At 49.1% G+C, this 17,200-nt stretch carries 19 protein-coding genes; 5 read left to right on the top strand and 14 right to left on the bottom strand.

Annotated elements, in window-relative coordinates:
• Positions 1 to 8: 8 nt before the first annotated feature.
• Positions 9 to 1,220 (bottom strand): metallophosphoesterase, encoded by a 1,212-nt coding sequence (locus CWI83_RS08270; protein ID WP_126827996.1) that lies wholly within the window; start codon positions 1,218 to 1,220, stop codon positions 9 to 11.
• A gap of 129 nt (positions 1,221 to 1,349) precedes the next feature.
• Between CWI83_RS08270 and CWI83_RS08275 the strand changes: the two genes are divergently transcribed.
• Positions 1,350 to 2,222: a DMT family transporter gene (locus CWI83_RS08275; RefSeq protein ID WP_126827998.1), complete on the top strand. Its 873-nt coding sequence runs from the start codon at positions 1,350 to 1,352 to the stop codon at positions 2,220 to 2,222.
• On the opposite strand, the gene CWI83_RS08280 is transcribed toward CWI83_RS08275, so the two are convergent.
• The gene (locus CWI83_RS08280; protein ID WP_126828000.1) at positions 2,219 to 4,672 is read right to left on the bottom strand and encodes a S9 family peptidase; all 2,454 of its coding nucleotides are present in this window, start codon (positions 4,670 to 4,672) and stop codon (positions 2,219 to 2,221) included. The genes CWI83_RS08275 and CWI83_RS08280 overlap by 4 nt on opposite strands.
• A gap of 173 nt (positions 4,673 to 4,845) precedes the next feature.
• Here CWI83_RS08280 and CWI83_RS08285 point away from each other — a divergent pair, with 173 nt between their 5' ends.
• On the top strand, positions 4,846 to 6,312 hold the full coding sequence (locus CWI83_RS08285) for an amidase (RefSeq protein WP_126828001.1): 1,467 nt from the start codon (positions 4,846 to 4,848) through the stop codon (positions 6,310 to 6,312).
• The gene (locus tag CWI83_RS08290; protein ID WP_126828003.1) at positions 6,309 to 7,103 is read left to right on the top strand and encodes a thioredoxin domain-containing protein; all 795 of its coding nucleotides are present in this window, start codon (positions 6,309 to 6,311) and stop codon (positions 7,101 to 7,103) included. Before CWI83_RS08285 ends, CWI83_RS08290 begins: the two co-directional genes overlap by 4 nt.
• Here CWI83_RS08290 and CWI83_RS08295 read toward each other — a convergent pair.
• The 5 genes from CWI83_RS08295 to CWI83_RS08315 all read right to left on the bottom strand — a co-directional run bounded on the left by CWI83_RS08295 (position 7,078) and on the right by CWI83_RS08315 (position 11,066).
• On the bottom strand, positions 7,078 to 7,287 hold the full coding sequence (locus tag CWI83_RS08295; RefSeq protein ID WP_126828005.1) for a hypothetical protein: 210 nt from the start codon (positions 7,285 to 7,287) through the stop codon (positions 7,078 to 7,080). The two genes, CWI83_RS08290 and CWI83_RS08295, sit on opposite strands and share 26 nt — an antisense overlap.
• A gap of 60 nt (positions 7,288 to 7,347) precedes the next feature.
• Positions 7,348 to 8,034: a dUTP diphosphatase gene (locus CWI83_RS08300; protein ID WP_126828007.1), complete on the bottom strand. Its 687-nt coding sequence runs from the start codon at positions 8,032 to 8,034 to the stop codon at positions 7,348 to 7,350.
• A 113-nt stretch (positions 8,035 to 8,147) separates the two neighbouring features.
• Positions 8,148 to 8,780, bottom strand: coding sequence for a peroxiredoxin (locus CWI83_RS08305; RefSeq protein WP_126828008.1), 633 nt, complete (start codon positions 8,778 to 8,780; stop codon positions 8,148 to 8,150).
• A gap of 142 nt (positions 8,781 to 8,922) precedes the next feature.
• Positions 8,923 to 9,693 (bottom strand): CLCA_X family protein, encoded by a 771-nt coding sequence (locus CWI83_RS08310; RefSeq protein ID WP_126828010.1) that lies wholly within the window; start codon positions 9,691 to 9,693, stop codon positions 8,923 to 8,925.
• Positions 9,693 to 11,066, bottom strand: coding sequence for a ribonuclease J (locus tag CWI83_RS08315; RefSeq protein WP_241969912.1), 1,374 nt, complete (start codon positions 11,064 to 11,066; stop codon positions 9,693 to 9,695). The genes CWI83_RS08310 and CWI83_RS08315 overlap by 1 nt, the downstream gene beginning before the upstream one ends.
• A gap of 79 nt (positions 11,067 to 11,145) precedes the next feature.
• On the opposite strand from CWI83_RS08315, the gene CWI83_RS08320 reads away from it, so the two are divergent.
• Positions 11,146 to 11,763, top strand: a complete 618-nt coding sequence (locus CWI83_RS08320) for a glutathione S-transferase family protein (protein ID WP_126828012.1) — start codon at positions 11,146 to 11,148, stop codon at positions 11,761 to 11,763.
• 2 nt (positions 11,764 to 11,765) lie between these two features.
• Here CWI83_RS08320 and CWI83_RS08325 read toward each other — a convergent pair whose 3' ends face one another.
• Entirely contained in the window at positions 11,766 to 12,425 is a 660-nt protein-coding gene (locus CWI83_RS08325) for a cupin domain-containing protein (protein ID WP_126828014.1), read from the bottom strand.
• 103 nt (positions 12,426 to 12,528) lie between these two features.
• Here CWI83_RS08325 and trxC point away from each other — a divergent pair, with 103 nt between their 5' ends.
• The gene (gene trxC / locus CWI83_RS08330; protein WP_126828016.1) at positions 12,529 to 12,960 is read left to right on the top strand and encodes a thioredoxin TrxC; all 432 of its coding nucleotides are present in this window, start codon (positions 12,529 to 12,531) and stop codon (positions 12,958 to 12,960) included.
• Positions 12,961 to 12,966: 6 nt separating this feature from the next.
• Here the strand turns inward: trxC and CWI83_RS08335 are convergent, their stop codons facing one another.
• From CWI83_RS08335 to CWI83_RS08360, 6 genes are all read right to left on the bottom strand, one after another.
• Positions 12,967 to 13,200 (bottom strand): DUF2798 domain-containing protein, encoded by a 234-nt coding sequence (locus CWI83_RS08335; RefSeq protein ID WP_126828017.1) that lies wholly within the window; start codon positions 13,198 to 13,200, stop codon positions 12,967 to 12,969.
• Positions 13,201 to 13,220: 20 nt separating this feature from the next.
• Complete coding sequence (locus CWI83_RS08340; protein WP_126828019.1) at positions 13,221 to 14,096, bottom strand: MBL fold metallo-hydrolase; 876 nt, start codon at positions 14,094 to 14,096, stop codon at positions 13,221 to 13,223.
• Between the two features lie 170 nt (positions 14,097 to 14,266).
• A complete protein-coding gene (locus tag CWI83_RS08345) occupies positions 14,267 to 14,959 on the bottom strand; it encodes an OmpW/AlkL family protein (protein WP_126828021.1) in 693 nt (230 codons plus the stop codon).
• A 76-nt stretch (positions 14,960 to 15,035) separates the two neighbouring features.
• A complete protein-coding gene (locus tag CWI83_RS08350; protein WP_126828023.1) occupies positions 15,036 to 15,599 on the bottom strand; it encodes a Tll0287-like domain-containing protein in 564 nt (187 codons plus the stop codon).
• A gap of 18 nt (positions 15,600 to 15,617) precedes the next feature.
• Positions 15,618 to 16,151, bottom strand: a complete 534-nt coding sequence (locus tag CWI83_RS08355) for a response regulator transcription factor (RefSeq protein WP_126828025.1) — start codon at positions 16,149 to 16,151, stop codon at positions 15,618 to 15,620.
• A 13-nt stretch (positions 16,152 to 16,164) separates the two neighbouring features.
• Entirely contained in the window at positions 16,165 to 17,199 is a 1,035-nt protein-coding gene (locus CWI83_RS08360) for a histidine kinase (protein WP_126828027.1), read from the bottom strand.
• Position 17,200: the final 1 nt, after the last annotated feature.

The raw sequence follows: 17,200 nt of genomic DNA on the forward strand, positions 1-17,200 counted from the left end.
GAGGGCTATTAGCGGCCCTTAGCAACCTCACGCACCACCCGAGCAAGCTCTGCAAAAATCGCTGTCATGACCTCATCAGTAACCCACTCTGGAGCAAAAAATTCGGCTAACACCGTGGCTAAAACAGGACGCAAGGGCTGCTCCTCACCCCATCGTGCTAATACTTCAAGGGCCACGCCATCATATTCATCGAAACAATCGTTTTCACGGCAACCGGTCGCCATAGGGTCGGCAAAGAACAGCGCCTCACTCAATAGCGCCGCATCAAATTGAATGGATTCCAAATTGGGCACACTGACAAACTGTTCCGTGGCAAGCGCTTGCGCATGGTCACGATAAGCCACCAACTGACCGTTATTTTGGGCGGTTACTGACCAATCCAAACAAGCGACCTGCTGATGGACCAAGCTCGGCTCTCCTCGCATCCAATAATGACCAATAAAGAGTGGTTTATTCGCGTCATAATGAGGAATCTCAGCAGCTTCAAGTTCCATATCAGGAAGCGTATGCGGCTTGGGCACCCCGAGTGCGAGTTCACGGTAATGATAACTCTCAGCACCCCACCACTTCACGCGCATCGCGGTTCGCTCATGTTGACCATAATCTAGAAATGAATGCCCGTCTGGTAACGAAACTTCCCAGCCTTTTAACAACACCTCAATCGCTTGGTAAAGCTCGTGCCCTTTATGGGTTGCGGGCTCCCATGCCTCGGCGCGTAACGCACCGTAGTCATCGAGGTATGCTTGTAGGGTAGCGATGGAATCGTCATGCCAGCAGGCATGAACTGCTCGAAAGTGCTCAGTTTCAAGGTATAACGGCAGTTGTGAGAACCACTCGATGGTCTGCTTATACCAATTCGGATCGGCTTCAGCCACATTCAGAAATTTTTCGTGCTGGTCGCGATTTTTTAATGTATGGGGGCGCAAATAATCGCCGGACGATGACAGGGTCGCATAAGCAACCGCATTAAATTCATGGTTGCCCATAATCACCTTGGCCTTGCCTTCCTCCCACATGGAACGAACGACATCGATGCTGTGCCGTTGCTGAGGGCCGCGATCAACTAAGTCACCGACCGAGAGCAAGATTCGGTTTGGGTGCTGCCAAACTCCCTGTTTGAGTTGATAGCCCATACCAGCGAGAAGAATTTCAAGCTCGTCAGCATGACCATGGATATCACCAATAACGTCATAGCCGACATGATCATTTCGTTTGTTCATAAGGGTTGTTCTCTTGCTTTGAATAGTTTTTAATTCGAAAAGTTGTTTGTTGTTCAGAGAGAGCGCCGAACGGCTTACGATATAAGCATAATTGCTGGCCGCGACATTTTGTGTCGCATGGAGTGCAGAATGACTCAATCCCCCTATTTCTGGGCCTTACTAGCGGTTGGTTTATGGTCAACGGTCGCCACTGCGTTCAAGATCGCGCTCGATTTTGTTGGCCCTGTCGAGCTTTTGCTATACAGCACTACAGCATCCGCACTGACCTTATTTTTAGTCGCTTTGGTTCGCGGCAAATTGGGCGAGTGTAAGCAGCAATTATTCAAAGCGCCTCTTTATTATCTGGCGGTTGGCTTACTCAACCCAATCATCTATTACCTGACCTTGTTTGCCGCTTACGATCGCTTGCCCGGCTCGCAGGCGCAGCCCATTAACTATACTTGGGCCATCTCATTGACCATAATGTCCGCGTTATTTTTAAAGCAAAAAATTCGCAAAATTGACTGGCTCGCTGGGGCACTGGGTTATTTTGGCGTACTGCTTATCGCCACCCGCGGCGACTTAATTCATTTCGAATTCACCAGCACCAATGGGGTTTTGCTCGCACTTCTTTCCACATTTTTGTGGGCGGGCTACTGGATTCTCAATGCCCGTAACAAAGCTGAACCCACGGTCGCATTAACCTTGAGTTTTGGCTGGGCGACGCTGCTGCTTTGGGCGGTCGTTCCTTGGTTTGTTGAACTCACGCCGATGCGCACCGAAATTCTTTTAGCTGTGTCTTATATTGGCTTATTTGAGATGGGGATTACGTTTCTATTCTGGGCGACTGCGATGCGCCTTGCGACCAACACCGCCTTAGTGGCGAATCTTATTTTCCTCTCGCCATTTCTATCGCTTATTTTGTTGTATTACGTCCGCGGGGAAACGATTTACCCCGCGACCATTATTGGACTTATCGTGATCGTTGCGGCGCTGCTGTTACAACGCCGCAAAGCTTCTTAATTGGCTTCGGTTTCTACACCTTTCAAGTGTAAGTCAAGCCAACGAGTTTGCTCCCACAGCATATGCAACACTGACTCGCGCGCACGATAGCCGTGTGATTCAAATGGCAGCATAACTAAGCGCGCCGTGCCACCTAAGCCTTTAATGGCTTGGTAAAGGCGTTCAGACTGCATCGGGAAAGTCCCTGAGTTGTTATCGTTAGCTCCATGGATCATCAACAGTGGCTCATTGATTTTATCGGCATGGAAGAAAGGTGACATACGAATATACAAATCCGTGTCATCCCAAACCGTGCGCTCTTCGCGCTGGAAGCCAAACGGTGTGAGACTGCGGTTATAAGCGCCACTGCGAGCAATACCTGTTGCAAACAAATCGCTATGAGCAAGAATGTTTGCGGTCATAAACGCACCGTAAGAATGTCCACCTAACGCGACTTTATCAGGGTCGGTAACACCCAGATCTACCCCTGCTTTGATCGCTGCTTTACCATTCATGATGAGCTGCTCGATAAAGGTATCGTTTGGTTGTTTATCCCCTTCACCAACGATTGGCATGGTCGCTCGATCCAGTACTGCATAGCCTTGCGTCGCAAGATACTGCGGCGCCCAATAGCTGATTCGAACAAACTCATAAGGTGAGCCAGATACTTGTGCGGCCGCGGCCGAGCTCTTGTATTCACGCGGATAAGCCCACACCACAGTTGGCAATGGCCCATCGCGTTCTTTGTCGTAACCGGCTGGCAAATACAATTCGGCTGACATCGCCAAGCCATCTTCACGCTCATAAGTGATCAGTTCACGGGTGATGCCCAAGGTCTGTGGCATGGGGTGAGCCGTGTCGGTTAAGGCAACTAAGTTGTCATCGTCTAAATCGCGAACGTAAAAATCGGCTGGATCATTGACGCCTTCGCGCTGGGTCAAAAATTGCATTTGCTCCGCGTCAATCAAACTAAGCGGACGCTCAAAATATGGTGCCTGGCTCCGCCATAGCCGCTCACTTTCTCCGCTTTCAAGGTTGTAACGGTCGATAAATGGACGATCACCTTCAGCTGAAGCGCCGGTGCCTGTTAACAGCATATTGCCATCATCTAAATACAACAGGTCGCGACCGTCGCGCGTTACGGTTAACGGCATGCCAGGGTCGTTATAACGATCTTCCCATGAGCGCTCCCAAACTAATTTTGGCTCGGTAGCCCCAGATGCATCGACTAACCAGAGCTTCTCATCTCGATCAGCCCACCAACGCTCCCATACCAATACATGCGCCTCATCAGCGGCAATCGCACGGGCGTAACGCTTGCTCAAATCAAGCAGTTTGGTTGGCGTCCCGGTGAAGGGTGCCGGTAGTTGCATGACCTGATCACGAACGTCAGTTGCCACTCGCGGGTCGCCGCCATCTGCTGCTTCGGCCCAAATCAGAGTAGCATCGGCATCGTTGCGCCAGCTAATGCTGCGCGGACCGGTTACCACCGCATCAAAGGCGATCGGTAAGTTATCCGCAAGGGGCTGTTCTGCCACGGTATAGACGCGCTCGCCTTGACGATTCCAAACTTCGGTAGTTTGTGGAAAGCGCCAATGTGGAACGGCATATGAATATGGGCGAGTGATATAACGTGCCAACAAATATTGGTCATTTGGCGCCACTTCAAGATCGTTATAAATTGCGGCTGGCCCCACTTCTTGCACTTCGCCGTTTAAACCAAAGAAGCGTACTTGGCTGGTAAAATAGTAATCAAAAAGACTTTCATCATACTTGTCTTGCAACAAATCTTGATACGTCCGCGCTGGTGCAGTGCGCCCCGCGCTCTCAGTGATCACTGGTCCGGCTGGCAAGGCTTTCGGACCTGGCTGCTGGAGCCCCTCCACACGGGTTAAACTATAGACACCGCTACTGTCATGACGCCACGCAAGTGTTGCTCCCCAAACCGCATTTAATGGAATATTCGACCAAACTTTCGCGGACTTTTTCCGAATATCGACCAACCAAAGTAAAACCTGAGTATCTTGCATCTCAGCAACAGCAATATAGCGGCTGTTCGGTGCCCAACTGGCGCCAATCACTTTTAATTCAGACGGCAAACCAGAAATTTTCAGCGCTTCACCTGAATCAACATCAAGTAATTCAACACCACTAATATAGCGGGTTTGACTGACCGTAAAATTCACTGGATTGATACGTCGACCTGCAAGTTTCAGTTGCTCAGCTGCAACAACACTTAAATCAGGCAGAGCTGGATAACGGGTGACCAGTAATAATTCACCATTTGGGCTTAAGCTTGCTCCAGGTGACGGCTCTGCATCGACGATATCGGTAATCGCCTGCACTGGCTCTTGGTAATTGATCTTCACAGGATTGGCAAAGCTCATACTGGCCATGCCAAGGGCAATAAATCCAAACACCGCAACTTGCGTGAGCGTCGCGAGTTTACAAGGTGACAGCAAACGTTTCATAGGATGATCCTTCCATAATCTATGGTACTGCTCTAACCATACCACGGAATGGTCATGATCTTATGCGAACGAATTGACGCACAACGCAGCTATTGGGGAGTTCAACGCAGCTTGTGATACCCCTGCGAAACCGCTACTCTTTGAAGCAAATATATGCTCTTAGTGAGGATGCTATGGACTATTTAAGCGCGCGCCAAATCGCCAACGATATTGCTTCAGGGAAACTCGACTCAGCTGCAATTACGGCCCATTACTTGGCCCAAATCGAGCGCTTCAACCCGCAACTGAATGCGTTTGTTGATGTTTATGCTGAGCGCGCTACCGCCGCGGCTGCCGCCCATGACCGCATTCGCGATCGCGACCCGGATCAGTGCGGTCCGTTGCATGGGGTGCCTATTTCAATTAAAGAATGTTTTTTGCTGGCTGGCACGGGTACCACGTTGAATTATCCTCCGCTTAAACAATTTAAAGCCGAGCAGACCTCACTTTTAGTTAAACGGCTACTTGATGCTGGGGCCATTATCCTTGGCAAAACCAATGTTCCGACGCTGCTGTCGGATGCACAAACATTTGGCCCCATCTACCCACGCTGTAACAATCCCCATGATCTCAGCCGGACGCCAGGCGGGAGCACGGGTGGCGGCGCAGCAGCGCTCGCCGCGGATATGTGCGCATTAGAGCTTGGCAGTGATATCGGTGGCTCGATTCGCAATCCATCTAATTTTTGTGGCTTATTCGGACTAAAACCCACTGAAAATGGACACCCTCTTGATGGCCACGTGCCGCCTATGCCAAATAGTCAACTTGGTTTCAGTGCAATGAATAGCACAGGTCCCTTAGCGCGCACTGCGACCGATCTCAAACTCGCTTATGAAGTATTGTATCAACCGGATTATCAGCATCGCCTGTATCTCCCGCAAGCCACCCAAAAAGCAGTTCCAAACACGTTACAAGAAATGCATTTTGGTGTGCTTGAGAGCTTGTATGGATTACAACCCGGCACCGAAGTGCAAGCCGCCATGACGCAAATGAAAGCAGGGCTAGAGGCTGCTGGAGCAAAGGTCACCCCGATTCAAATTGACCCTCAACTGACCGAGCGCTTGCTATTGCTATGGGTGAAACTTTTTGGCTTTGTCATGGGCCAAAATCTGTCATGGTTTATCCGTAAAGTGTTTTATATGAGCTTCCGCCAAGCACTGAGTGACTCAAGTTTGAATGCTCGCAAGGCCTTTAAAACCGGGCTGAGCCTAGATTTTGTCGAGTTTAGCCGCTGCTTGGCAGAGCGTGATGAAATGATTGCCGAAATCAATCAGCTCTACGCCCCGTTTGATGCCGTATTGAGCCCTACCTCGCTTGGGCCAGCCTTCGAGCACAACCCTAAACATGGCAAAATTTTGCTCGACGGTGAGCAGGTCCCTTACGTAGATTACTGTTTTCTTTTTGTCGCTTTGTATAACTTAACCGGACAACCGGTACTCTCAGTACCGACCGGACCTCAGCAAAGCGGTTTACCGATCGGTTTAAGCTTTGCCACCGAACACCATAACGAAGCCTTATTACTCAAGCTCGGCGAGTTACTTGAACAGCAAGGTCTCGCGCAAACTCTCTCGACTTTACCGGCAGGACTTTCTCAATCATGATGTCATTTCGCTTAACTCTTATCTCTTTGTTTTTATGCTTGAGTCTGTTCGTACCTAGCGAGGCGGCGACTAATGAGGCCGCGCGTAACCCTGATTATACCTTTACCGTTAAAGCCACTGATCTGGCTCTTTTACAAACTCAACTCGATACCGCAGTTGCAGAAGATAAGTTGCTCCTCGTTGTCCTCGGTGGCGAGTGGTGCCATGACAGTGTTGCCCTTGGCGAGCAATTTTCAAAACCTGAACTGCACCAGCAACTGCAGCATGAGTTTGTAGTAGGCTTCTTCGATGTCGGCTATCTCGAGTATGGGTTCGAGCTGGTTCAACATTTTAATGAACCCGCTTATTGGGGAACGCCAACGGTGATGGTGATTGATCCACAAACTAAACACATCTTAAATCGCGCTGACCTGTTTGAGTGGAGCAATGCCGCAAGTAAAACAGAAGCAGATTATTTCGCCTACTTCACGGCACAGAAATTTACCGCACCTGAGAGTATCGCCACCGAGCATCAACAACAAATCGAACAATTTGTCCAAACTCAAGCAGATCGAGTGATTGCTGGGTATGCAGTGGTTGGCCCGCTACTTCGAGACTATAAAGAATCTGGGGGGAAGCCCAGTGCCGAATTCATTGCTAAATGGACCGAGTTAAGAGGGCTTCGGAGTCAAATCCCAGCCCTTCGCACCGAGCTCTATCAACAAGCTTTCGCGCAAAAAAAGAGCGGTATAAACGTACCACTCATACTACCCCAACTGGAACAACTCAGTTGGGAATCCGGTTGTTGTTAACAACAAGGGTATCAAGATCGCGTGGGGATTGTGGACCAAAGCCCTTGCATGCAGTGTTTTCCGCTAAGGCAGCACGTTGCTTGGCGATCACTTCATCGGCCACATGTTTACCGTGATTATGAGCGAGACCACTCGCACTTGTTGCGACAGCAGCGACGACAGCTGCGATTTGCGTTAATTTCATTGCTGTACACCTTCTCTGAGTAATTAACGCTTAATGACAATCATAACTCGTTTGATCGGTTTATTGTTCAGCAATCTGCTCGTCATAATGCGACAACAGTAGGGTAAAGGCAAAAGTTAATGGTTGCTCTGCACCGGTAATATCTTCGCGTTGGGCGCTCAACATCCGCATCATCACTTCGTTATCTTCTTCACCCTGCCAGATTTTAATATACGTGCCCTGCTTATAACCTCGCTCTTGACGTAGCTTATTCAAGGCATTTTTACCAACATAAGTGAGGTAAACGGTATCGGCGTCGCCATACGCTTTGACTAACATCCCTGCTAAAGCTGCGAAAAATGCTTCGCCACAAACAAGCTTGTGCGCACCTGCGCCATCAAGCGCCATAGCGACCACCAAGTCTTTTCCATCTTCAACTTGGTCAGGACTTTCGAAGCTGTAGTAAATCAGCTGCGCGACTTGGGCTAAAGCAGTCTCAACATCCGTTTCGTACTGGCAAGCCTGCTCAACTGCATCAGAGATACCGAAATGCAAAATATCGATCAATTCCATATTGGCTTGATCCCAATCCGCATCTTGCTTTTTCCACCATTTATAGGCGGTATGCTCAAAATACTCGCCAAGTTCGACTAAAATCGCTTTAACATCATCACGCTTCACTTTTGGGTTGGCTGGATAATCAGGGTCAATCACCTGATTGAAAGCCACCTGCATATCAACCAACTGACGCGCTTGTTGTGGGGTCATGGGATTTCCTTTTTGCTCATTCACGACAACGGAAGATGTTCACAATACCACAAAAAAGGCCCGCATAAAGCGGGCCTGTGTTGAACCGAAGACTGAGTCTTCCTGTATCAACCTTACTCACCTACATCAGTAAGACGCAAGTAAGGCTTCAACGCTTTCCAACCTTGTGGGAACTTCTCTTTTGCCTGCTCGTCAGTCACACTCGGTGGGATAATAACTTGGTTGCCTTTAGTCCAGTCAGCTGGGCACGCAACGCCGTATTTATCGCTGGTTTGCAGTGCATCGATAACACGTAAAATTTCATCGAAGTTACGGCCTACGCTCATTGGGTAAGTCATAACTAAGCGAATTTTATGGTTCGGATCGATGATGAATACTGAACGAACTGCTGCAGTCTCGCTCTCACCTGGGTGAATCATTTCGTACAACTCAGCAATTTTCTTGTCTGGGTCAGCCACGATTGGGAACGTCAGAGTGGTGTTCTGAGTTTCGTTAACGTCGTTGATCCAACCTAAATGCTCTTCAACGGTATCCGTTGAGAGACCAAGTGGCTTCACGTTGCGCTTATCGAACTCACCGTTCAATTGCGCAGTACGGCCCATTTCAGTGGTACATACTGGAGTGTAATCAGCTGGGTGGCTGAAGAAAAATACCCATGAACCTTTAGCCCAATCGTGGAAATTGATTTTGCCGTTAGTTGTGTCGACTTCAAAGTTTGGTGCGATATCGCCTAAACGTAATCCCATTTTTCTATCCTCTTTTCAATGTGAAAGTGTGTTATGAACTATAGACAAAGTATAGACAAAGATTTTCTTGCTTTGTCTTATTTCGTTTTCATCTAATTTATATCATTCTGAAATAAGTGCAAGTTGAGCCAGCCGATTAAGCTCATCGATTTTTCTGAAGCACCGCCCCAAGTCCTTTAAAATAGGCGAGCCAAAGACTTTCAAGTTGCTTGCAATGAGTATCATCCGGATACAAACCTGCTTGTGCCATATCACTTTTTAACGTCCCAGCGACTAAAAAATGGTTCTTTAACCGCTGCCTTTGCACCACTTTCTCAAATGCTCGCGCCACTAATTCTTCGGGCTGGGCAAAGTAATGACACCCCAGCGCGACATCTTGACGCGCGCTTCGACGCATATAGTCGCTCATATCTTGACCCGACTCATCGAGTAAAACTGACCGCATCACCTGATGTAAATATTGATTCAACGGATGAGAATTCAAGGGGGCTTTGGTTAGCCAGTGACGACTGGCAAAGCGGTCACTGGGCGGCGGATTCAGAAACAGCTTACCTGCAATGTAATGATCAAAAGCATGATACCACTCGTGCGCCAAACTTCCGCCACCGGCTCGTTTTGCCAGTGCGAGCACCCGTCCATTTGGCAGATAATGGGCACTGGCTCCGGGCCGTCCACCAATACCGTAATGCAAAGCGAGTGTGCCCCGCAGAGAAATGACCGGAGCCGGAACTTGCAAAATATCTTGTAAATCGCACAAGGCATCAAAAAATAGATTGGCCGCTTGCTGTTGCTCAGTTGCAGTCACCCAACGTCCAATTCTTATCGAATAAAACCCAAAGACCTGACGGATGTCGGCAAAGCTGACATCAGCGCCGGCGCGATGTTCAGGACCATTACGGTAATAACTGCGCATTAGGATGAGGGACCTTCGCGGAGGGCGATGCGGCCGGTATACACTTGTTGACGCTTAATACTCGGTTGCGGAGCAATTCGAAATAGGTCGCCATTGCAACCGACCAACGCAAAAGGCACACCTTGCTGACGAGCTAACTTAGCGTGCGCTTCGAGATGTTCAGGTTCACCATGTGTTGGGATTGCAATGCGCGGCTTGACCCAGTCGTAGAGTTTTTTAAGCTCGTCTTTGCAAGGATGTCCCGAGGCATGAATTGGCTTGCTACTCTGATGCGCCTGAAGCGTCTTTATCCCGCGCTGATGAAAGCGTTGCACTAAAGCTGCTATCTCATCTTCATTGCCGGGAATAATCATCGAACTAAAAACAATTAAGTCATCTGTATCAAGCGCCAGCAAAGGATGAGAATCTTCTGCTAAACGGTGCAATGCAGCACGAGGCTCGCCTTGACTGCCAGTGGCGACCACCAACACCTCGTTAGCAGGCAAATAGCCGATGTGCTCTGGTCGAGTGAGCTGAATTGCTTCCGGCCAGAGTCCTACACTACGGGCCGCATTCACCATATTTTGCAGGCTGCGACCGAACAGCGCCAAATGCCGACCGGTTGCTTCAGCAACTTTGGCAAGCGTAATTAAACGGGCAACATTGCTACTAAAACAGCCGACCACGACGCGCTTAGGAGCAGCTTTAACCGCCTCATACAAGCCCTCATAAACCGATTGTTCGGAAACCGAATGGCCCGCCTTCAGCGCGTTAGTGGAGTCACCCACCAGCGCATCTATGGATAAGTCCGCAAGCTGTTGCAGCGGTTTTGGATTAAACGGCCGCCCCAACACTGGGTGCGGATCAATCTTCCAATCGCCAGTATGTAAAACACTCGCTGCGGCGGTTTCAATCAATAACGCATGCGGCTCTGGAATCGAATGGGTGAGCTCAAGCCAAGTAACTTTAAAGGGACCAATAGTGTGGGTTTGGCCCGTTTCGACCTCGATTATCTCAACTTGCTCGGCAAAATCGGTATAGCTTAATTTGCGGCGCAACACCGCAGCAGTAAACCGCGTAGTATAAATCGGACAGCGCAGGCGTGGCCATAAATCCTCAACTGCACCAATGTGGTCTTCATGCGCATGGGTAATAATCAAGCCAGCGAGTTGCTTCCGCTGGCGGGTAATAAACTGCGGGTCGGCGCACACCACATCGTGCTCTACCGCTGCAAATTCTGGTTCAAGAGGCTCGTGAAATGTCACCCCACAGTCGACCATCAGCCACTGATCCGCATGTCCATAAAGGTTCATATTCATGCCGATCTCACCGGTTCCTCCGAGTGGCAAAAACCATAAATCAGTTGGGCTTGGAAACAGACTTGGCGTAAACATCTTAGCTGACAATCTCCCGCTCTCGTTGTAGGGTGTTGAGCATACGTTGTGTCGTACTCAACAGACAAGGAATCTGATCATGAAACTTTATGAAACCGCAACCGCTCCGAATCCTCGCCGCGTCCGCATGTTTTTAGCGGAAAAGGGCTTGCTCGACCAAGTCGAGGTGATTCAAGTCGATATCACCAAAGGCGAAAATCTCAGTCCAGAATTTACGGCGATGAACCCCATGAAAAAGGTTCCGGTTCTAGCCCTTGATGACGGCAATTATATTGCCGAAACCATGGCTATTTGCCGCTACTTTGAAGTCGCTCACCCCGATACACCCAATCTACTTGGCGAATCCGCCCTCGAGCAAGCTAGCATTGAACAATGGCTACGCTGGCTCGAGTTTTATTTTATGATCCCCTGCGGCATGGGCTTTCAGCACAGCACCGGTTACTTTAAAGACCGCATGACGCCGGTTCCAGAATGGGGTGAAGTGTGCATCGATAACGTTAAATCGTTTTTTACCTTTCTCGACCAACACTTGGCCAAGCATGATTATATTTGCTGTGACCGCTTCACCGCAGCGGATATCAATGCCTACACTACCGTCGCCTTTGCCCGCGTCATAAAAGTCCGGATTGGCAGCGATCAACCACACTTACAAGCATGGTTTGATCGGATCAATGCTCGCCCCTCAGCACAAGTTTAAAATTAGGGCCTGGGCACCGGCAGGTGCCCTGTCTTCACATAAATCACCGTTTCTTGCTCAACGTATGGGGTATGTTTACTTAAGTGCGGGCTTCGCAACCAGCTGCCCTGCGGATACCGCCCATGCTCGTCGATAAACTCGCCGCTCAAAACAAATATTTCCTCCCCCCCATAATGACGATGAGGCTTAAATACTTCCCCAGCGGGCCATTTCACCAAGGCAATATGTTCCGTTGCAAAGCTGTGTAACGGCATCACTTGCAAGCCGCCCTGCCCTTGAAGCCATGGTGTGTTGTTGGTATCGATCCGCACCGTTTGCTGGTCCATCGGATCGAACTGATCGAGTTGCACAAATAACTCACAGCCCTGCTCGCTAAACGGCGCATGACTTGAGCCGGGCGGATTGCGCAAATAGGTGCCCGCCGGATAGTCGCCGGTCTCATCAGAAAAGACTCCCGACAGGACAAAAATTTCTTCGCCGTAGGGGTGCTGATGAGTCTTGAAACGCGAACCTGGCTCATATTTCACTACACTGGTAGCGCGGCCATGCTCTGCCGCTTCGCGTTCGAGTGGTTTCCGCCATACGCCGGCAGCAGGGCTTGCGAGCCACTCTTCGGTGGCGGTATGAACCACCTCCTTTTGGTTAAAATCCATTCGCAACATAAGCTTTTTAAGTCATTAAATTTAGTTAAAACTACGCATGGCACTTGAAAATAGCCCACTGCTCTCTCATATTTAAGCAATCACTAAAAAACCGGAGAGCGTGATGTCTTCGTCAATTATCGCGGCATGTCCACACTGCCACAAAAAGAATCGAGTAAGTCTGGATAAGCCGCGTTCTCAAGCGAAATGTGGAGCCTGTGGGAGCGCACTATTTGATGGCCAAGTTATTAGCCCCAATAGCGACCAATTTAGGTTGCATCGAAGTGCGGAGGTGCCGCTGGTCATCGATTTTTGGGCCAGTTGGTGTGGTCCGTGCCAACAATTCGCCCCAGTCTTCAGTGACGTTGCAAAACAGTACGCTGAAAAGGCTCGGTTTATCAAAATTAGTACTGAAACCGAACCTCATCTGGCGCAACATTTTGCCATTCGGAGCATCCCAACCATTATGGTGATCAAGCACGGGCAAGAAGTTGATCGATTGGCCGGAGCGTTACCCCCGCAAGCCTTCCAGCAGTGGCTCCAACAGCGCCTTTAGCGGCGCTTAAGGCGCCGCCACCAGTAACCGCGTTAAGCGGCGCACAATCGGTAACACGATTAACAAGACAGGGAAAGCCACTAACCAACTTAATAACCAAGATTGTGACCAGAGCGCAATAAAGTCGTCGCTCAGGCCGACCGCGCGCAACGTGCTCACTAACGAGACAATGAACGTCATCAAAATCGAAAGTAATAAAGGCATTACTTTGGTTTCGTATTTTGCCGGTAGCTTACGCATGGCGCGGTCTCCTGTTCCGATTACAGCTGATCAATAGGTAACTTCAAGTACACTTTGCCGTTGTCATCTGCTGGCGGCATTTTACCGGCGCGGATGTTCACCTGAATCGAAGGTAAAATCAAGCGTGGCATTTCCAAGGTCGCGTCACGCGTATCACGCATCTCCACGAACTCAGCTTCACTTACGCCATCGTGCACATGAATATTGTGGCGGCGCTCATCGCCGACAGTGGTCATATACTGGTGATCGCGTCCCTCAGTTGGATAATCATGACAGAGATAAATCTCGGTTTGCTCTGGCAATGACAACAGCTTCTTAATCGAGCGGAACAAGGTTGTTGAACTTCCACCCGGGAAGTCACAGCGTGCTGTGCCGACATCAGGTGCGAAAATCGTATCACCGACAAACACTTTTTCACCATTAAAGACATAAGCCAAACAGGCTGGAGTATGTCCTGGTGTGTGCATCACTTCAATGTTCATCTTACCGATGGTAAAGGTCTCACCATCTTTGAATAGGTGGTCAAATTGACCGCCATCTGGAAGAAATTCTTTCTCGAGGTTAAACACCTCTTTAAAGATGCCCTGCACGTCTTTAATGTGCTCACCGATACCGATCTTGCCACCGACATGTGACTGCACAAAAGGTGCTGCAGAAATATGGTCTGCGTGCGCATGGGTTTCGAGAATCCACTCGACATTCAGACCCTTTTGTTTGACAAAATCGACGATCTTTTGAGCACTATCAGTGCGCGTCCGACCCGATTTGTAATCGAAGTCTAAGACAGTGTCGACGATTGCCGCGCTATGGGTTTCAGTTTCATAGACGACATAGCTAAAGGTTTCGCTATCATTATCTAAAAACGCTTCGACGAAAATTTGAGTTGCTTGAGTCATTTTGTTCTCCTTCGCGTAACCGCGTAATGAGTGTATTTCGCATTTGTCTAAAATATATAGAACTGGTGAAATTTTGCAACCCTAGCCACTCTATTGAACCTATCGATAAATCCGAAGCAAAAAAAACGGCTCCGAAGAGCCGTTAAAGTTTCTACCATGTTCTGCACTGTTTAGAAGCGGTAGCGAACACCGGCCATAGCGACGATTGGATCAATTTCCACGTCAACGCTTTGGACAGTGGTGCCGTTCACACGGACATCACCTGTAGTATCGATATCCATGGTGCTGACCATAAAGTGCAAGCCCCAATCTGCATTCAAGTTCACATTGAAACCTGCTTGAAGAGCGTAGCCCCAGCTGTTTGAAAGTTTTAAATCAACTGTATCGGCAGCAGTAATCGCACCTAAGTCAGTTAAAGCTGAAACCAACTGTGGGTCTGCTTGAGTGTCGAAGAACCAAGTATAGTTCAAGCCAACTCCAACAAACGGCTCAATCCCGTTATCGAATTTCCAGTTGTACTGGAACATCAAAGTTGGTGGTAAGTGTTTAGTGTCACCGATTGCTAAGCCAGCAAGTGCGCCGGTCGCAGTAATGTCGTGACTAAACGGAGTTGCTGCAATCAACTGTACTGACCACGCATCATCAATCGCATAATCAAAGGTTAAACCTAACTGAGTGTTGTTGTTCACAGCAACGCCAGTTGAGCCAGGGGTCAAACCTGCAATGCTCTCAACCACGTTCAATGAAGTGCTGCTTTCATCAGGCATAACGCTGATGGCACCAACATTGACACCAATTTTTGCAAATGCAGGGGCAACGCCAAGCGCGGCAACAACTGCGGTAACGAGGGCTAATTTTTTCATGAGTATCACTCCTTGGTTTGTAATACAGAAAGTTTAGCCCGTTATTTATGAAACTCCTTGATCTCGATCAACTGTTTTAATCATTTGTTAATGGGAATTTCAGCAAAAATGCACCGCGCAAGTCACCTATCGCAAATCCTGTCGCTTGGTCGTCCGGATAAAATTCGTCTAACGCTTGCTGAACTGGCTTGCCGATCATTTTGCCATGACAGAGAACACATTGTTGTTGCATCACGATTGCTCGCAGATAGTGGCGCTCTCCCGAGTCGGTTGTCACCCAAGTTTCAGGTACCTGATTTGGGTCATCTGCTAAGCGATCGATAAAGTCCTCTAAGACGTCACGATGAATACTTTCAGGTGCATTATTCGGGTTACGCACACGTAATGCGGTGCGACCAACCTCAATCCCATGCTGTTGCGATAACTCAGCTGCGATTTCCGGCGCTCTCTCCTTGCAAACCTGAATGCCCGCGCGCGGACCACCCGCCTGAATTCCTGCTTTTAACTCTTGTCCAAGGCGTTGTTGTAATTGCATTGCAATCGACCGAGCCTGCTCGGTTTCGGTTGTCACTGATGCCGCAGTTGATGAAGCTGAAAAGATCAGTGTCGTTAATATGAAAAAAGAAATAAAAATACGCATAATTATTGTCCTCCTGCGTCACGATTTAAGGGGTGACCATTTACTTAGCTTGCGTTGTAAAGTGCGTCGATGCATTCCCAAGGCCCTCGCCGTTGCAGAGATGTTGCCATCGTGCTGTTGTAACGTTTTTTGAATCAACTCCCACTCAAGCTGCGCAGGAGTGAGTGGTGATTCGGATGGCTCGGGTATTGTAGCGGACGCCTCTTGCGGGACACCCTCAAGTGCATGTAATAGCTGCGCAAAGCTCACTGGTTTGGCTAGATAATCGGTCGCGCCAGCTTTAATCGCAGCAACCGATGTCGCCAGACTCGCATAGCCGGTGAGCACAATAAGGTGCTGTGGCTGAAACCGCTTCCGGATATTGGGAATCAATTGCAAACCATTCACTTCACCAAACTTCAAATCAACCACAACCGCATCCATGGTGCCGCTAATCTGCTCTAATTCAGCAGCACTTGCGACACAAGTCACTTGCATGCCATGACGCTCGAACCGAGCACGTAAGGTTCTAAGTAATAACTCATCATCATCGATGAGGAGTAACTGTTTCATTTGCCGTCTCTCATTACGATTGTGCGAGGGGTAAAGTCACTTGCGTATGCGTTTGCCCAGCGCGATGGTGCCAGTGTACTTGTCCAGAAAAGCGCTCGATACTGACAAAGCTCAGCATGGCACCAATGCCAAAGCCTCGTGCACTTTTTTGTATGCTTTGCCCTAATTGTTCCGCCGGAATACTCGGCGCATCGGCATCATTAATCATACTCAACTGCCAGTTATTGCGAAAAATCTCGCTCCTCACAATGACTGGATTACCTTGACAAGAATCCGCTGCATTGTGGAGCAAACTGAGTAATGCCGGCACCAGCGTATGGTCCGCAATAATTTGCTCCTGCTGCACGACACCACGCTGCCAAACAAAATCCACATCTGGGCGCACCAACATCATGCTGTCTTGCAGCTGTTGCTCAAGTTCAACGATAGATAAGCGTGTTTGCCTGCCCTCACGCACAGCTTCAGCGACTTCTCTCCAGGCAAGGAGTAACTCGTGTATGCGTTGAGTCTGTTGCTGGATTTCGGTCACGGCAGCAGGGTCTGTGGCAACCTCATCAAGGAGCAATTGAATACTTTGAATCGGCGTTGCAATCTCATGGCTAAACTGTGCCGCTGCGGTACCGATCGCAACCAATTGTTCATCTCGCACCTGCCGTTCATGCAAACGTTTAATCGCGCGCTCCTGATTCACAATAGTCCGTCGGAGCACGTGCAACGTTAGTGCTAACAGCAACATTGCAAACACTTGACCATACACCATCGCTTGATAGTGATGATTCATATCCATCGCATGCTGATTTGGGCTGTGTATATAGAGTTGACCAAGTTGCGCAATGACAGTCAATACAGTAATACTCCAGCCTAATTTAAACGGCAAAATCATCATGGCCGCAGCGACTGGAATCAGCAAGAGAACCGCATAAGGGTTTGCGGCAGCACCATTGCGAGCAATCCAAAAATTAGCCACCAACACCAACGCTGCTAGACCAAAGGCCATGACCCAATACTGCTGCAAGCGTTCTTGTACCGAGGTACGGTGAGCTAACATG

It is taken from the genome of Pseudidiomarina taiwanensis (genome assembly GCF_003987435.1).
Classification (GTDB): domain Bacteria; phylum Pseudomonadota; class Gammaproteobacteria; order Enterobacterales; family Alteromonadaceae; genus Pseudidiomarina; species Pseudidiomarina taiwanensis.

Bases quoted from the DNA above. Each gene is read 5' to 3' on its own strand.
- CWI83_RS08315 (WP_241969912.1), bottom strand. From the start codon at position 11,066: ATGTTTACGCCAAGTCTGTTTCCAAGCCCAACTGATTTATGGTTTTTG.
- CWI83_RS08295 (WP_126828005.1), bottom strand. From the start codon at position 7,287: ATGAAATTAACGCAAATCGCAGCTGTCGTCGCTGCTGTCGCAACAAGT.
- CWI83_RS08355 (WP_126828025.1), bottom strand. From the start codon at position 16,151: ATGAAACAGTTACTCCTCATCGATGATGATGAGTTATTACTTAGAACC.
- CWI83_RS08290 (WP_126828003.1), top strand. From the start codon at position 6,309: ATGATGTCATTTCGCTTAACTCTTATCTCTTTGTTTTTATGCTTGAGT.
- CWI83_RS08345 (WP_126828021.1), bottom strand. From the start codon at position 14,959: ATGAAAAAATTAGCCCTCGTTACCGCAGTTGTTGCCGCGCTTGGCGTT.
- CWI83_RS08320 (WP_126828012.1), top strand. From the start codon at position 11,146: ATGAAACTTTATGAAACCGCAACCGCTCCGAATCCTCGCCGCGTCCGC.
- CWI83_RS08275 (WP_126827998.1), top strand. From the start codon at position 1,350: ATGACTCAATCCCCCTATTTCTGGGCCTTACTAGCGGTTGGTTTATGG.
- CWI83_RS08285 (WP_126828001.1), top strand. From the start codon at position 4,846: ATGGACTATTTAAGCGCGCGCCAAATCGCCAACGATATTGCTTCAGGG.
- CWI83_RS08305 (WP_126828008.1), bottom strand. From the start codon at position 8,780: ATGGGATTACGTTTAGGCGATATCGCACCAAACTTTGAAGTCGACACA.
- CWI83_RS08340 (WP_126828019.1), bottom strand. From the start codon at position 14,096: ATGACTCAAGCAACTCAAATTTTCGTCGAAGCGTTTTTAGATAATGAT.
- trxC (WP_126828016.1), top strand. From the start codon at position 12,529: ATGTCTTCGTCAATTATCGCGGCATGTCCACACTGCCACAAAAAGAAT.
- CWI83_RS08280 (WP_126828000.1), bottom strand. From the start codon at position 4,672: ATGAAACGTTTGCTGTCACCTTGTAAACTCGCGACGCTCACGCAAGTT.
- CWI83_RS08270 (WP_126827996.1), bottom strand. From the start codon at position 1,220: ATGAACAAACGAAATGATCATGTCGGCTATGACGTTATTGGTGATATC.
- CWI83_RS08325 (WP_126828014.1), bottom strand. From the start codon at position 12,425: ATGTTGCGAATGGATTTTAACCAAAAGGAGGTGGTTCATACCGCCACC.
- CWI83_RS08360 (WP_126828027.1), bottom strand. From the start codon at position 17,199: ATGTTAGCTCACCGTACCTCGGTACAAGAACGCTTGCAGCAGTATTGG.
- CWI83_RS08300 (WP_126828007.1), bottom strand. From the start codon at position 8,034: ATGACCCCACAACAAGCGCGTCAGTTGGTTGATATGCAGGTGGCTTTC.
- CWI83_RS08350 (WP_126828023.1), bottom strand. From the start codon at position 15,599: ATGCGTATTTTTATTTCTTTTTTCATATTAACGACACTGATCTTTTCA.
- CWI83_RS08335 (WP_126828017.1), bottom strand. From the start codon at position 13,200: ATGCGTAAGCTACCGGCAAAATACGAAACCAAAGTAATGCCTTTATTA.
- CWI83_RS08310 (WP_126828010.1), bottom strand. From the start codon at position 9,693: ATGCGCAGTTATTACCGTAATGGTCCTGAACATCGCGCCGGCGCTGAT.